Source organism: Agrobacterium sp. CNPSo 2736 (assembly GCF_004005385.1).
In the GTDB taxonomy this organism is placed as follows: domain Bacteria; phylum Pseudomonadota; class Alphaproteobacteria; order Rhizobiales; family Rhizobiaceae; genus Agrobacterium; species Agrobacterium leguminum.
Window position 1 is genome coordinate 64,989 of the sequence record NZ_RZTX01000004.1, and the last position, 15,319, is coordinate 80,307.

13 protein-coding genes are annotated in these 15,319 nt (G+C 59.0%); 10 read left to right on the plus strand and 3 right to left on the minus strand.

Going from position 1 to position 15,319, the window contains the following annotated elements; translation table 11 throughout:
• The first annotated feature begins 8 nt into the window (after positions 1–8).
• The gene (locus tag EM858_RS08725) at positions 9–890 is read left to right on the plus strand and encodes a ParB/RepB/Spo0J family partition protein (protein WP_003505321.1); all 882 of its coding nucleotides are present in this window, start codon (positions 9–11) and stop codon (positions 888–890) included.
• A 61-nt stretch (positions 891–951) separates the two neighbouring features.
• Here the strand turns inward: EM858_RS08725 and EM858_RS08730 are convergent, their stop codons facing one another.
• Positions 952–1,164, minus strand: coding sequence for a DUF1674 domain-containing protein (locus EM858_RS08730; protein WP_127756454.1), 213 nt, complete (start codon positions 1,162–1,164; stop codon positions 952–954).
• 116 nt (positions 1,165–1,280) lie between these two features.
• On the opposite strand from EM858_RS08730, the gene htpX reads away from it, so the two are divergent.
• From htpX to purH, 4 genes are all read left to right on the plus strand, one after another.
• A complete protein-coding gene (gene htpX, locus EM858_RS08735; protein ID WP_003520211.1) occupies positions 1,281–2,246 on the plus strand; it encodes a zinc metalloprotease HtpX in 966 nt (321 codons plus the stop codon).
• On the plus strand, positions 2,243–3,628 hold the full coding sequence (locus EM858_RS08740) for an RsmB/NOP family class I SAM-dependent RNA methyltransferase (RefSeq protein WP_127756455.1): 1,386 nt from the start codon (positions 2,243–2,245) through the stop codon (positions 3,626–3,628). Before htpX ends, EM858_RS08740 begins: the two co-directional genes overlap by 4 nt.
• Positions 3,629–3,753: 125 nt before the next feature.
• The gene (locus EM858_RS08745) at positions 3,754–5,421 is read left to right on the plus strand and encodes a heparinase II/III family protein (RefSeq protein WP_164865387.1); all 1,668 of its coding nucleotides are present in this window, start codon (positions 3,754–3,756) and stop codon (positions 5,419–5,421) included.
• A gap of 152 nt (positions 5,422–5,573) precedes the next feature.
• Positions 5,574–7,190, plus strand: coding sequence for a bifunctional phosphoribosylaminoimidazolecarboxamide formyltransferase/IMP cyclohydrolase (gene purH / locus EM858_RS08750; protein ID WP_059759717.1), 1,617 nt, complete (start codon positions 5,574–5,576; stop codon positions 7,188–7,190).
• 86 nt (positions 7,191–7,276) lie between these two features.
• Here purH and EM858_RS08755 read toward each other — a convergent pair whose 3' ends face one another.
• Together EM858_RS08755 and EM858_RS08760 are read right to left on the minus strand one after the other, a co-directional pair.
• Positions 7,277–8,809, minus strand: a complete 1,533-nt coding sequence (locus tag EM858_RS08755; protein ID WP_003520218.1) for an altronate dehydratase family protein — start codon at positions 8,807–8,809, stop codon at positions 7,277–7,279.
• A gap of 42 nt (positions 8,810–8,851) precedes the next feature.
• Positions 8,852–9,544, minus strand: coding sequence for a FadR/GntR family transcriptional regulator (locus EM858_RS08760; protein ID WP_020809848.1), 693 nt, complete (start codon positions 9,542–9,544; stop codon positions 8,852–8,854).
• Positions 9,545–9,798: 254 nt separating this feature from the next.
• On the opposite strand from EM858_RS08760, the gene EM858_RS08765 reads away from it, so the two are divergent.
• The 5 genes from EM858_RS08765 to EM858_RS08785 all read left to right on the plus strand — a co-directional run bounded on the left by EM858_RS08765 (position 9,799) and on the right by EM858_RS08785 (position 15,318).
• Positions 9,799–11,364: a sugar ABC transporter ATP-binding protein gene (locus tag EM858_RS08765; RefSeq protein ID WP_161987780.1), complete on the plus strand. Its 1,566-nt coding sequence runs from the start codon at positions 9,799–9,801 to the stop codon at positions 11,362–11,364.
• 8 nt (positions 11,365–11,372) lie between these two features.
• A complete protein-coding gene (locus EM858_RS08770) occupies positions 11,373–12,395 on the plus strand; it encodes an ABC transporter permease (RefSeq protein ID WP_080815444.1) in 1,023 nt (340 codons plus the stop codon).
• 76 nt (positions 12,396–12,471) lie between these two features.
• Positions 12,472–13,413: an ABC transporter substrate-binding protein gene (locus EM858_RS08775; RefSeq protein ID WP_003520222.1), complete on the plus strand. Its 942-nt coding sequence runs from the start codon at positions 12,472–12,474 to the stop codon at positions 13,411–13,413.
• Positions 13,414–13,478: 65 nt separating this feature from the next.
• The gene (locus tag EM858_RS08780; protein WP_127756456.1) at positions 13,479–14,492 is read left to right on the plus strand and encodes an aldo/keto reductase; all 1,014 of its coding nucleotides are present in this window, start codon (positions 13,479–13,481) and stop codon (positions 14,490–14,492) included.
• Between the two features lie 4 nt (positions 14,493–14,496).
• A complete protein-coding gene (locus EM858_RS08785; RefSeq protein WP_127756457.1) occupies positions 14,497–15,318 on the plus strand; it encodes an amidohydrolase in 822 nt (273 codons plus the stop codon).
• Position 15,319 lies beyond the last annotated feature (1 nt).

A 15,319-nucleotide genomic window follows, 5' to 3' on the forward strand; every position in this document is an offset into this window, starting at 1 on the left:
AATATCTTATGAGTGATGATCTTTCCAAGCGTCGGCTGGGGCGCGGTCTTGCCGCATTGATCGGAGAAATGGACCAGCCTGTGCCGGTGGGTGAGCCCCAGCGCGCTGTTAACGCTGATCGTACCATCCCCATTGAGTTCATCGCTCGCAGCCAGAGAAACCCGCGGCGTCATTTCGACGAGAATGAGCTGCAGGATCTTGCCGCCTCCATTCGTCAGCATGGAATAGTTCAGCCTGTGGTCGTGCGAACGGTCGGAGTCAACCGCTACGAGATTATTGCGGGTGAAAGACGCTGGCGTGCGGCGCAGCTGGCGGGCTTTACCGATGTTCCCGTCATTGTTCGCGACGTGGATGATCGCACGGCGCTGGAACTGGCGATTGTCGAAAACGTACAGCGTTCCGACCTCAATCCGCTCGAAGAAGCGATGGGGTATGAGCAGCTGATCGCCGAACACGGCTATACGCAGAATGATCTCGGCGAAATCATCGGCAAGAGCCGAAGCCACGTTGCCAATAGCCTGCGGCTTTTGAAGCTTCCCGATCCGGTGCGTGATATGCTGGCGGATGGCTCGCTCTCTGCAGGTCATGCCCGTGCGCTTGTTTCCACCTCCGATCCGGCGACGCTTGCTAAAACAATCGTATCCAAGGGACTTTCAGTCCGTGATGCCGAGCGCCTGGCGCAGAACGATATCAAATCGCAGGGCGATGTCGCGGAGAAGCGACCTGCTGCGGAGAAGGATTCCGATACGATCGCGCTCGAACGCAGCCTGTCCGATGCTCTAGGGCTGGATGTGAAGATTAGCCACAAGGGCGGATCGGGTCAAATCCGTATCGGTTATCGCACATTGGAACAGCTTGAAGCGGTATGCCGGCTTCTCGAGCAGAAATAAGTAACTATTTGTTTTAAAATATAAAATACCCGCCTTTGGCGGGTATTTTTATTTACGGCGCTCAAAAATCGATGGCCCGGCCTTTTATTTCGTAATCGCCGAAACGCACGGGTTCCGCGCCGCCGCGGCCGCCGGTTTCCGGCGGCAACTGGAGATCGGTCTGTTGTTTGCGCCGCTCTTCCGCTTCTTTCAACGCTCGCTGCGCCGCCGGCGAAAGTCGCTTTGCACTTTCCGCGCCACTGTCTGTGGCGTTGTCATTATCCGCATTCTGCATGAAATCCTCCCTATGACGGGATATTGAAATACGTTTGCCGCTTACCAGATTATATAATCTGAAGGGCTTTATAAACCCCGGAATATTCCCGGTGAGTGACAAGGAGAGTTTAACGGATGAACATGATGCGCACGGCAATGCTTCTGGCCTTCATGACCGCATTGTTCATGGGTGTCGGTTTTCTGATCGGCGGCAAGGGCGGTATGATGATTGCCCTGGTCATCGCAGCCGGTATGAATATTTTTTCCTACTGGAACTCTGACAAGATGGTTCTCTCCGCCTATCATGCGCGGGAGATCGACGAGGCGAATGCGCCCGAATTTTTTCACATGATCCGCGACCTGTCGCAGAATGCCGGTCTGCCGATGCCGAAGGTCTATATTTACGATAGCCCGCAACCCAATGCCTTCGCGACCGGGCGGAATCCGCAGAATGCCGCTGTTGCCGCTTCGACAGGTCTGCTGGAGCGTCTGACGCCCGAGGAAGTGGCCGGTGTCATGGCGCATGAGCTCGCGCATGTGCAGAACCGGGACACGCTGACCATGACAATCACCGCCACGTTGGCGGGCGCCATCTCCATGCTCGGCAATTTTGCCTTCTTCTTTGGCGGTAACCGGGAGAATAACAATAACCCGCTCGGCTTTATCGGCGTGCTGGTCGCGATGATCGTGGCGCCGCTGGCAGCGATGCTGGTGCAGATGGCGATCAGCCGCACGCGGGAATATTCCGCCGACCGGCGCGGCGCGGAAATATGCGGCAACCCGCTCTGGCTTGCTTCCGCCCTGCAGAAGATTTCAGGCATGGCGCAGCGCATTCACAATGACGATGCCGAGCGCAACCCGGCAACGGCGCATATGTTCATCATCAATCCGCTTTCTGGCGAGCGCATGGACAATCTCTTCTCCACGCATCCGAATACGGAAAACCGCGTGGCGGCGCTGCATGCGATGGCGCAGGAGTTTTCCCCGCGAGGATCGACGCCGCCGCCATCGGGTGATAGACCTCTGCGCAAATCAGGCTCCGTTCCCAAAACAGGCTGGGGACGAGGCAATGAAAACGAGCGCAAGGGGCCGTGGTCTTGACATCCGATATTCAGAATAAGCCGGCGCGGTCCAGAAAACCGAGACCGGCAAATGGGAGGGGCCGTGAAGACGGCCCTTCGTCGTTCCAGGACAAGCCGGGTCTCGCTGCGCGCATTGCCGCCACCCGCATTCTGGCCGCCGTTCTGGAAAAGAAGACTTCGCTGGATGGGATGCTCGACAGCGAAAACGGCAATCCCGTCTATCGAGCCCTGTCGCTTGCGGACCGGGCGCTGGTCAGAGCCATCGTCAACAGCGCGCTTCGCCACCTCCCCCGGATTGAAACGGCATTGTCGATGCTGCTTGATGGTCCGCTGCCGCAGGGCGCGCGATCGCTGCATCACGTTCTTGTCGTCGGTGCGGCGCAGATGCTTTACCTCGATGTGCCGGATCATTCCGCTGTCGATCTCGCCGTTGAGCAGGCTCACCGCGATCCGCGCAACCGGCGTTTCGTCAAGCTGGTGAACGCCGTTCTCCGACGGCTCGGTCGTGAAAAAGCGGATATCGAGAAGGCCGTCGCCAGCGTTCCCGTACTGCCGGACTGGTTCCATGCGCGGCTTGTTTCCGCTTACGGCAATGAGGTTGCGCAAAGGATTTCGGAGGCGCAGCTGACACCCTCCTCGATTGATCTGACGATCAAGGCTGATCCCACTCTCTGGGCGGAAAAACTGGGCGGTACGCTCATGCCAAATGGCAGCGTGCGTCTGGGTGAATTCGAGGGGCAGATCCCATCGCTCGAAGGCTTCGCTGAGGGTGCGTGGTGGGTGCAGGATCTCGCCGCGAGCATGCCGGTTCGGCTTATGGGCGACATCGCGGGCAAACGTGTCGCAGATCTCTGTGCTGCTCCTGGCGGTAAGACGGCCCAGCTTGCACTGGCGGGCGCCAATGTGACGGCACTGGATCAGTCCGGTAACCGTCTTCGTCGTCTCAGGGAAAATCTCGACCGACTTGGCCTCCGTGCCGAAACGGTGGAGGCCAATATGCTGAAGTACCAGCCGGAACAGCTTTTCGACGCGGTGCTCCTTGATGCCCCCTGTTCTTCCACCGGGACACTTCGCAAACATCCCGATGTCTGCTGGACCAAGGATGAGAACGACATTTCCAAACTCGCTGCCCTTCAGGGCCAGATGCTGCGGCATGCGCTGACCCTTGTTGGTCCCGGCGGTCTTGTGGTCTTCTCCAATTGCTCGCTCGATCCTTCCGAAGGAGAAGCGATGATTGCCGAGGTTCTGGCGGAAAATCCCGGCGTGGAGCGTGTCGCCGTCCGCCCCGAGGATTGGCCCGGAATGGAAGCGGCCATCAGCCCCAGTGGCGATCTTCGCACGACACCGGACATGTTCGGGGGCGTCGATGGGTTTTTTAGCAGTGTCTTGCGTAAGAAGTAGAAAAAAGCCAAGCTTTCGCGAATCATTAGATATTTATCGAAAACGTTCCGGTCGTCGCGGTTCACTGATAAAAACAAAACATGTGAAACGGGAAACACAGCTTGTTAGGGTCCTTTGCAGGCAGCATGAATGCCGCCGGTCTTCTGTCGCGGATGGCGTATCGTCATCTGTGTGTCGGCCTCACCCCTTTGCGCCTGCATGTGTCGCGATTTGCCACTCGTGCGCCAGACGGTCTGGTGGCGGCGCCGACCGATCTCAGAGCCATCGATCCTTATTTCGCCGAGGAACTGTTGCGGGGCCGCATCGCGCTGGCCGGGCGTGTCGTCGAAACCGGCGGAGCTTCGCCATTTCAGGTGGAATATCCCTCGGCGGTCTTTGAAGAACGGCTGCATGCATTCAGTTGGCTACGGCATATTCGCTCCGATAAATCGAGCGAGGCCTGCAAACGGGCGCGTCGTATCGTTGCGGAATGGATGGTGCTTCATGGCAAACGGCTCGCAGGCACTGCCTGGTCGCCGGAAATCGCCGCACAAAGGCTGATTGCCTGGCTTTCGCACTCTCCCGTGGTTTTATACGAGGCCGATGCCGGTTTTTATCGCCGGTTCCTGAAAAGCCTCGCCTTTCATGTGCGTTATCTCGAAAGAATCGTCAGACACGCGCCCGATGGCGAAGCGCGGCTGAGGATCAGGATTGCCTTGGCCATGGCTTCCATTGCCATGCCAACGCGCCTTTCGCGGATAACGCGGAATGGAATGAAGCTGGCTCAGGAAATGGAACGCCAGATTTTGCCTGATGGCGGGCATGTTTCCCGCAATCCGCGCGTCATGCTGGACCTGCTGCTCGATCTCCTGCCGCTTCGGCAAAGTTATATCAATCTCGGCCATGATCTGCCCTCCGGCCTGGTGCCGGCCATAGACCGCATGTTCCCGGCGATCCGGTTCTTCCGGCATCAGGGTGGCGATCTCGCGCTGTTCAACGGCGCCACGGCGACGCTCGCCAATGAGCTTGTTTCCGTGCTGCGTTATGATGAAACGGCCGGCCGGCCCTCCAAGGTCCTGCCGGACGTGAACTACCACCGGCTTGCGACGGACGATACGGTCATCATCGTGGATACGGGTTATCCCGGCTCGGCGGAGCTGTCACGCAATGCCCATTCGGGTTGCCTGTCTTTCGAAATGTCCTGCGGCAAGAACCGCTTTATCGTCAATTCCGGCTTTCCGCGCAACGCCGCGCCGGAATATCAGCGGGCCAGCCGGTCCACAGCGGCGCATTCCACCGTCACGCTTGCGGATACATCATCCTGCAGACTGTCGCGCTCGCGGCTGCTTGGTCCGATCATGGTATCAGGCGTCAGCCACGTCGACAGCCGGCGTGGAACGGATGCAAACGGCAATGACGTTCTCTGGGCGTCTCATGACGGTTATTTGCAGAATTTCGGCTGCTACCATGAGCGGGAAATAGAATTGAATGCGGCCGGTACCAAGATAAAGGGTCGGGATCTGCTTCGGGCCGATGCAAGTGCGGCGAAAACGCAATTGCAGTCGGTCACGGCGGTTTCACGTTTCCATATTCATCCCCACATTCAGATACACCAACGGGATGAGGAGTCGGTCTATCTGGAGGCAGCGGATGGAACCGTCTGGCTGTTTTCAGCACCCGGGCTCGAGCTTTTCGTCACCGAGGATGTCTTCATGGCCGATGCATCCGGTATGCGCCCGTCGCAGCAGATCGAGCTCCCCTTCAATCTCGCAAATACGCGGGAAATCCGCTGGCTCATCGAACGTCAGGCCTAGACAATTTCCGGCGGTGCCGGTCAAAAACCACCATAGTTTTCACCGTTCGGCATCCCCGCTGTTTATTAATCCGGTAAGCTGTGTTAACGCGGCGGCAATTGCTGGATCAATCCCATTCCAGCCTGTCCTCCCCGTTAAACGGAGTATGCCTGATGGCCGTCGTGTCCAAGAAAATCCCCGCCCCCGATAAGGTCAAAATCCGCACGGCGCTTCTTTCCGTGTCCGACAAGACTGACATTATCGAGCTGGCGACGGTTCTGTCGAAGCTTGGCGTCAAGCTTCTGTCGACCGGTGGAACGGCGAAGGCCATTGCCGAAGCAGGCCTGCCTGTGACGGATGTCTCCGACGTAACGAATTTTCCCGAGATCATGGACGGCCGCGTCAAGACGCTGCATCCGAATGTCCATGGCGGGCTTCTGGCCATCCGGGACGATGCGGAGCATGTCGAAGCGATGAAGGCGCACGGTATCGAGGCGATCGATCTTTCGGTCATCAATCTCTATCCCTTCGAGGAAGTTCGCGCCAAGGGCGGCGATTATCCGACGACGGTGGAGAACATCGATATTGGCGGCCCGGCGATGATCCGCGCCTCCGCCAAGAACCACGCCTATGTCACGGTGGTTACCGATCCGTCTGATTATCCCGATCTGGTTGAAGCCCTGCAGGCCGATGACGGTCAAACGTCCTATGCGCTGCGCCAGCGTTTTGCCGCCAAGGCCTATGCCCGCACCGCTGCCTATGATGCGGTGATTTCCAACTGGTTCGCCGAGGCGCTTGCAATCGAAACGCCGGATTACCGGGCTATCGGCGGCGCGCTGAAGGAAAAGATGCGGTATGGCGAAAACCCGCACCAGAGCGCTGGTTTTTACCTCACCGGCGAAAAGCGTCCTGGCGTTGCAACCGCGACGCTGCTTCAGGGCAAGCAGCTTTCCTATAACAACATCAATGACACCGATGCAGCTTACGAGCTCGTGGCGGAATTCCTGCCGGAAAATGCGCCGGCAGTCGCCATCATCAAACACGCCAATCCCTGCGGCGTGGCGACGGGTCCGACACTTGCCGAAGCTTACCGGCGGGCGCTGGCATGCGATTCCGTTTCCGCTTTTGGTGGCGTGATTGCCCTGAACCGCACGCTCGATGCGGAAACGGCGGAGGAAATCGTCAAGCTCTTCACCGAAGTCATCATTGCGCCTGATGTCACCGAAGAAGCCAAGTCCATCATCGCCCGCAAGCCGAACCTGCGCCTTCTGGCCGCTGGCGGCCTGCCTGATCCGCGCGCGGCCGGTATTACCGCGAAGACCGTCTCGGGCGGCCTGCTGGTGCAGAGCCGTGACAATGGCATGGTCGAGGATCTGGACCTCAAGGTCGTTACCAAGCGTGCGCCGACGTCGCAGGAACTTGAAGACATGAAGTTTGCCTTCAAGATCGCCAAGCATGTGAAGTCCAATGCCGTCATTTACGCCAAGGATGGGCAGACCGCGGGCATCGGTGCCGGCCAGATGAGCCGTGTGGATTCGGCCCGTATCGCTGCCCAGAAGGCGGAAGATGCCGCCAAGGCCCTTGGCCTTGCCGAACCGTTGACGCGCGGCTCCGCCGTCGCTTCGGAAGCATTTTATCCCTTTGCCGACGGTTTGCTCGCCGCGATTGCCGCAGGCGCCACCGCTGTCATCCAGCCGGGCGGCTCCATGCGCGATCAGGAAGTGATCGACGCCGCGAATGAGCATAATGTGGCGATGGTCTTTACCGGCATGCGCCACTTCCGCCACTAAGCGCGGAAGCAGGCAGAAATGACAAAGGCCCGGAAATCACTTTCCGGGCCTTTTGTTTCACGTGGGACAGTCTTGGTGTGGCAGGTTCAGGTCACGGCCCCAACCTGCCACGGCACAAATTCATTGTCGCCGTAGTCGTAGATCTCGCTGACCGTCTTGTCGCCGGAAGCGACGGCTAGAATATGCTCGAAAATTCGTTTGCCGGATTCTTCGATGGTTTCAGCGCCGGTGACGATCTCACCGCAATTGATATCCATGTCTTCCTTCATGTGTTCATACATTTCGGAATTGGTGGCGATCTTGATGCAGGGTGACGGCTTGAAGCCCGAAACCGAGCCGCGGCCGGTGGTGAAACAGATGACGTTGCAGCCGCCGGCGACCTGGCCGGTGACGGCAACGGGGTCATAGCCGGGCGTATCCATGAAGACGAAACCCTGTTCCGTCACGGTTTCGGCGAATTCATAAACCGCCTTCAGCGGCATGGAGCCGCCCTTGGCGACTGCGCCCAGCGATTTTTCCAGAATGGTGGTCAGGCCGCCAAGCTTGTTGCCGTGGGAGGGGTTGTTGTTGAGTTCGTCGCCATTACGGGCGGTATAATCGCGCCACCAGTCGATACGCTGTAGGAGCTTCTCGGCGACGGCAGGGGTGACGGCGCGCTTCGTCAGGAGGTGTTCAGCGCCATAAATCTCCGGCGTCTCCGAGAGGACAGTGGTGCCGCCGTTGCGGACGATGAGGTCGGAGGCATAACCCAGAGCCGGGTTGGCGGAAATGCCGGAATAACCATCCGAACCGCCGCATTCCAGCGCCACCTTCAGCTTGGAAAGCGGTTGCTCCGTGCGGCGGGCGGCGTTGACCATCGGCAGCATGGCCTTGATCTCGGCAATTGCCGCATCGATCGTCTTGCGGGTGCCGCCATGCTGCTGGATCGTCATGGTGCGTAGCCGCTCACCCTCTTCCATCTTGTAATGTTCGAGAATGGGCGCGATCTGGTTGGTCTCGCAACCGAGGCCGATCAGCAGAATGCCGCCGAAATTCGGATGGCGGGCATAGCCCTGAATGGTGCGGATCAGCAGGCGGTAACCTTCCGATTTCGTATTCAGCGCACAGCCGCCGCCATGGGTCAGCGCCACGACGCCATCGACATTGTCGAAACCATCAAGGCCGCCCTGCTTGTTGAAATAATCCGCGATGTAACGCGAAACCGTGGCGGAACAGTTCACCGAAGCGATGACGCCGATATAGTTTCGTGTTCCGACGCCACCGAGGCCGCGGTCATAACCCTTGAAAGTCCGGCGTTCGGCTTCCGGCACCATGCCCTTTTCTTCGATATCGACACTGAACTGATGCGCGTGTTCGGAAGGCACCATGGCGAGATTGTGCAGGTGCACGTGCCGGCCGGGCTCGATATCCTGGGTGGCGATACCGATGACCTGTCCGTATTTCAGCACCTCATCGCCCGATTTGATGAACTTCAGGGCCACCTTGTGCCCGCGCCCGATCAGCTCGAGCGCTGCCAGATCGCCCCTGCCCGTTGCGCCGCCGGCCGGAATGGACCGACGCGCCACTGCGACATTGTCGTTGGCGTTCAGCAAAATGGTTGCCTCGGAATTCTCACTCACGGGTTTTCCTCCTCCCGGTATATTGCCTGCTATGTTTCTAGATCAGTTTTCGACCCAGCGTCTCTTCGAACCTTCCAGATGGGTATGCATGGCGGCCTGCGCCAGCAGCGGGTCTTTCAGTTCAAGCGCCGCCAGAATGGCCTCGTGTTCCTGAAGCGCATGGGTCCAAGTATCGCGGTCTTCGAATTTCACGCGAAGCTGGGCCGAAATGGGGCTGTGGCGCTCATCGAAAAGGTTCGCCACCATTCGCGCCAAAACGCTGTTACCGGATTGTTCGGCGATCGTGACGTGAAACAGCCGATCCTGATCCAGAGGCTTGCGGCCGGCCTCGATTTCCCGCTGCATGGTATTGAGTATCTGGCGGAGGGTCGCGATTGTCTCATCGGTCATCCGGCTTGCCGCCAGCACGATGGTCGCCCCCTCCAGCGCGGCGCGCGCCTGCATCAGTTCGGAGGGGCTGTCACCCAGCGATTTGGTATGGTGGGTCGTCTGCAGCGCTTCCGCCGACACATAAACCCCCGAACCCATGCGAATTTCGACGGTGTTGTCGATTTCAAGCGCAATCAGCGCCTCACGCAAGGACGGCCTCGATACACCGAGCTTCTGCGCCAGTTCTCGCTCGGCGGGAAGCCGCGTGCCGGGCAGGAATTCACCCATGTCGATGAGTTCGCGTATCTGATCCGCAATCTGCTGATAAAGCCTGCGCGGTTCCGCTATTTTGGCCTGACCACTCATGTGTTTTTTGACGAGCCCTGTCTGCAATTCGTATTTGGCCTTACCGTAACGCCAAGCGTGTCAATACGCAAGGAATTACTTAAGTACATGAAATTATGCATTTATTATCGGTTATCGTTTCAGGTATTGCTTCTGTTTTGGATATGGCTTCGCAAATTTTGGCCTAATTGGCTTGACCATTCAGAAAAACCGGCCTAACCATTTGGCCTGTTCATGGCCCCGGTGGAGCGGGGATACGGGTGGGAGGTTTCCAGATGTCGCAGGGCGCATCGACAATTCGGGGCGATTTTTCGCCTGAACAGATGGCGCATGGACAGCGTGCGGTGCTCCTGCGCCTCGATAACATCAGCAAGGAATTTCCCGGCGTCAAAGCACTGTCGAACGTGCATTTCGATTTGCGCGCTGGCGAGGTGCATGCCGTCTGCGGCGAAAATGGCGCGGGAAAATCGACGCTGATGAAGATCGTCAGCGGCGTCTATCAGCCGAGCGACGGCACCATTCTTCATAAAGGTGTGAAGGTGCAATATGCATCGCCGCTGGAATCCGAAGCCGCCGGCATCGCCATCATCCATCAGGAACTGAACCTCGTTCCGCATCTTTCCGTCGCCGAAAACATCTATCTTGCGCGCGAACCGCGTCGCGGTTTCCTCGTCGACCGCAAGAAGCTGCGTCTCGATGCCAAGCGCTGTCTCGACCGCCTGGGTGTCGATATCGACCCCGACCAGATCGTCCGCGGCCTTTCGGTCGCCCAGTGCCAGATGGTGGAAATCGCCAAGGCGCTCTCTCTTGACGCTGAAGTGCTCATCATGGATGAGCCGACCTCTTCGTTGACCGAGCAGGAGACCCGGCTCCTGTTCAAGGTCATCCGCGATCTCAAGGCATCCGGTGTCGGGATCGTTTATATTTCCCACCGTCTCGATGAAATGGCCGAAATCGTCGACCGTGTGACGGTTCTGCGTGACGGACGTTATATTTCGACCGACGATTTCGCTTCGATCACCGTTGACGACATCGTCACGCGCATGGTCGGTCGTTCACTGGAAGACAAATTCCCCGAGCGCACATCGCGTCCCACGGAAGATGTTATTTTTTCCGTCGAGGGCCTGACGCGCAGCGGCGTGTTCCACGACGTCGGTTTTTCGCTGCGACGTGGTGAAATCCTCGGTTTTGCCGGGCTGATGGGTGCTGGCCGCACCGAAGTCGCCCGGGCCATCTTCGGCGCAGATCCGCTCGATGCGGGCAGGATCGTTTTCAACGGGCGGGAGCTTTCGATCAGCTCGCCGCAGGACGCCATCGAGGAGGGCATCGCCTATCTCTCGGAAGACCGCAAAAGCGATGGCCTCGCCATCAAGATGTCGGTGGCGGCCAATACGACGCTTGCCAATCTCGGCGAGGTTTCCAACCGTTTCGGCCTGATCGATTTCAAGAAACATGACGATGTGGCAAAACGCTACGTCGATCTCCTGAATATCCGTACTCCCTCGATCGGGCAGACGGTGCGGCTGCTCTCCGGCGGCAATCAGCAGAAAATCATCATCGGCAAATGGTTGTTCCGGCAATCTCGCGTGCTGTTCTTCGACGAGCCGACACGCGGCATCGATGTCGGCGCGAAATTCGCGATCTACAAGATCATGGACGAACTCGCCGCGCAGGGCATCGGTGTCATCCTCATCAGCTCGGAACTACCGGAAATTCTGGGGCTGACGGATCGTATCGCCGTTTTCCACCAGGGCCGGATTACGGGCGTGCTCGAAACCGCCAAGACCAATCAGGAAGAAATCATGCGGTATGCGTCCGGTTACGGCCGGACCGCGCAGTGAGGAACGACATGGCCAATATTGCAGAAACCAAGAAGAGCTTCGCAGTCAGCGACCGCCAGAAGGACATTATCCAGAAGTTTGCCGCACTTGGCAGCCTCTTTGCGCTTGTCGCAGTCTTTTCCGCTACCAGCAGCGCCTTCTTCACCGTCAATAACGGCATGACGATTGCGTTGCAGGTCACGTCCATCGCCCTGCTCGGCATCGGGGCCACCTGTGTCATCATCACCGGCGGCATCGATCTTTCCGTCGGTTCGGTGCTTGCGCTTGCCGGCGTCGTCGCCGCCCTTGCGGTGAAGGAACTCGGCATGCCGGTGCCGGTCGGCATGTTGCTCGGCATTCTGACGGGGTCGCTCTGCGGTCTCATCAACGGTCTTCTGGTCACCCGTTTCAAGCTGCCGCCCTTCATCGCCACCCTTGGCATGATGCTGATCGCCCGCGGCGTGGCGCTGCAGATCACCGGTGCGCGCGCCGTCTCCGGTCTTGGCGAATCTTTCGGCGAACTCGGCAACGGCGCCCTCTTCCGCATCGTTAACATTGGCGATGACGGCTTTCCGAATGTGGTGTTTCCCGGCATCCCCTACCCCGTCATCCTGATGGTGGTGATTGCGCTTGCGGTTTCATTCATGCTCAACCGCTCGATCCTCGGCCGTCACATTTACGCTGTCGGTTCCAACGCCGAAGCCGCGCGCCTTTCCGGTGTCAATGTCGCCCGCGTTACCAATTTTACCTATATCCTGTCCGGCACGCTCGCCGGGTTGACGGGCTGCGTGCTGATGTCTCGTCTCGTCACCGCCCAGCCGAACGAGGGTGTGATGTATGAGCTGGACGCCATTGCCAGCGCCGTTATCGGCGGCACATCGCTGATCGGCGGCGTGGGCACGATTTCCGGCACGGCCATCGGCGCCTTCGTCATCGGCATCCTGCGCAACGGTCTCAACATGAACGGCGTGTCCGCCTTCACGCAACAGATCATCATCGGCCTCGTCATTCTGGTCACCGTCTGGATCGACCAGTTGCGCAACCGCCGCTGATCAAGGGCCTGCGGACCCTTTCCGCAAAAAAGATCGGCAAGGGGAGGCCCGGTATGCCGACATCACGGAGGAAGAAATGAAGAAAATTGCGACTGCCCTTCTGACATCCGCAATCGCGCTGTGGAGCGTTTCCACCGTGCAGGCCGGTGAAATCGCCGTCATCGTCAAGACCGTCAACTCCACCTTCTGGCAGAATGTCCAGAAGGGTGCTGATGCGGCGATGAAGAACTCTTCCGGCAATACCATGACCTTCCAGGGTCCGGCTGCCGAATCCGCCATTGCCGACCAGGTCAACATGGTCGAAAACGCCATCAACCGTAAGGTCGCGGGCATTGTTCTGGCGCCTTCCGACCCGGACGCGCTGGTGCCTGCCGTCAAGAAGGCCTGGGAGGCCCGTATCCCGGTGGTTCTGATCGACTCGCAGCTCGCAAAGGGCTCGGAGCAATATTACCAGTCGTTCCTGGCGACCGATAACAAGAAAGCCGGCGAACTGGCAGCGCAGGCGCTGATCGACAAGGTGGGCAAGGAAGGCAAGATCGCCGTCATGTCCTATGTCGCCGGTGCCGGTTCTGAAATCGGTCGTGTCGGTGGTTTCACCGACTACATCCAGATGAATTCCAACCTGAAAATCGTCGGCCCGTTCTATTCGCAGTCGCAGATGGCGACCGCGCTGAACCAGACGACCGACGTTCTGGCCGCCAATTCCGACCTCAAGGGCATTTTCGGCGCCAATGAGCCGACTGCAATCGGCGTCGGCCGTGCGCTGGCCCAGAGCGGCAAGGCCGGCAAGGTCGTCGCCATCGGCTTCGACGGCAATCAGGACCTTCAGGGCTTCGTCAAGGATGGCACACTGGCCGGTATCGTGGTTCAGGGTTCCTACCAGATGGGTGAAAAGGGCGTAGAGACCATTTCCAAGCTCATCGGCAAGGAAAAGGTCGAGAAGTTCGTCGACACCGGCGTCGTTGTTGTCACCAAGGACAATATCGAAAAGCCCGAAGCCAAGAACGTTCTTTATTGATTGCGTGATGACGCGCCGCTTTGTGGCGGCGCGTCTTTCCAAAGACAAGCTGGAAAGTCCCTGCGATGAAAGTCTCCGATACACGTAAATTGCCGCGCCGCGCCGTCGACGTCACCGTCATGGGCCTCGGTTGCGCCCAGATGGGTAATCTCTACCGCGTCACGCCCTATGAAGAGTCCAAGGGTGCGTTCGACAAGGCATGGGAAAGCGGCATGCGTTATTTCGATACCGCGCCGTTTTACGGCTATACGCGGTCGGAGCGCCGTCTCGGCACCATGGTGACGGAGCATGACCGGAGCGAATATACGCTGAGCACCAAGGTTGGCCGTGTGATGGTGCCTGACGAGACCGTGGGTCCGGAGGAGGATGCCTATATAGCGCCCCTGCCGTTCCGCCCGGTCTATGATTATTCCTATGACGGTATCCTGCGCTCCTTCGAGGCAAGCCAGCAGCGGCTCGGCGTTCTGAAGCCGGATATTCTTTATGTGCACGATATCGGCTCCTTCACCCATGGCGAAAAGCACCAGCATTACTGGGAGCAACTGACCACGGGCGGTGGGTTCCGGGCGCTTGGCAAGCTGCGCGAGGAGGGATCGACGGGGGCCGTCGGTCTTGGCGTCAATGAATGGGAAATCGTCAGCGACGCCATGGATGTCTTCGATATCGACGTCGCCATGCTCGCCGGCCGTTATACGCTGCTGGAGCAGCAGAGCCTTGCTTTCATGAACCGTTGCGCTGAAAGGGGTGTTGGCATCGTTGTCGCGGGTGCGTTCAATTCCGGCATTCTGGCCGGTAACCGCAAATTCAATTATGCCGACGCGCCTGCCGATATTCTCACGCGTGTCGATGCGCTGCAGGGTGTTTGCGAGGAACTCGGCGTATCGCTGCAGGCGGCTGCACTGCAATTTCCGCTTGCCCATCCCGCGTCGGTCACGGTCGTTTCGGGTGCGCGTAATGCGCAGCAGCTCGCCTCCAATATCGAGTGGTTCGAACAGTCGATCCCGGATGAATTCTGGTCCGAACTGCACAGGCGCGGTCTGATTGCCGAAGGTGCCCCCGTACCGGGCGGAAAGGCCTGAGGCAATGCTCATCGACGCCCACCAGCATTTCTGGCTGATGAAGGATCGCGCCGGGCAATGGCCGCCGCCGTCGCTCGCCGCCATCTACCGGGATTTTCTCCCCGCTGATCTGTCGCCTTTGCTGGCCGCTGCCGGAGTTACCGGTACCGTGCTGGTTCAGACGATGGAGACGGCGGCCGACACGGATTTCATGCTGGCGCTGGCGGAAAAGACCGATTTCATCAAGGGCGTGGTCGGCTGGGTGGACATGAAGTCTGCTGATGCGGCTGCGGAAATCGCACGCCGCGCGAAACATCCGGCTTTCAAGGGTGTCCGCCCGATGCTGCAAGGCATGGAGGATGTGGCCTGGATCGATGATCCGGCGCTGGAGCCTGCCGTGGCGGCGCTGGTGAAACATGGTCTGGCGTTAGATGCACTGGTCCTGCCGCCCAATCTGCCGCATCTCCTCGCCTTTGCTCGCCGCCATCCGCAATTGCCGATCCTCATCGACCATGGCGCGAAGCCGCTGATTGCTACCGGTCACTACAGCGACTGGCGCAAGGATATGGCCGCTCTGGCGGCTCTGCCGAATGTCCATTGCAAACTCTCCGGTCTGCTGACAGAGCGCGGTGAGCAGCGGCCGGAAGCGGTACGACCCTATGCCGAGACGATTCTCGAACTCTTTGGCGGCAACCGCGTGATTTTTGGCAGTGACTGGCCGGTGTTGCGGTTGGCAGGCGACTATCAGGCATGGCTGGATTTCTGCCGCGATATCGTGCCGGCAAAGGACCATGCGGCAGTCTTTGGCGGTAACGCCGCTCGTTTTTATTCCCTTTCCCACAGGTGAT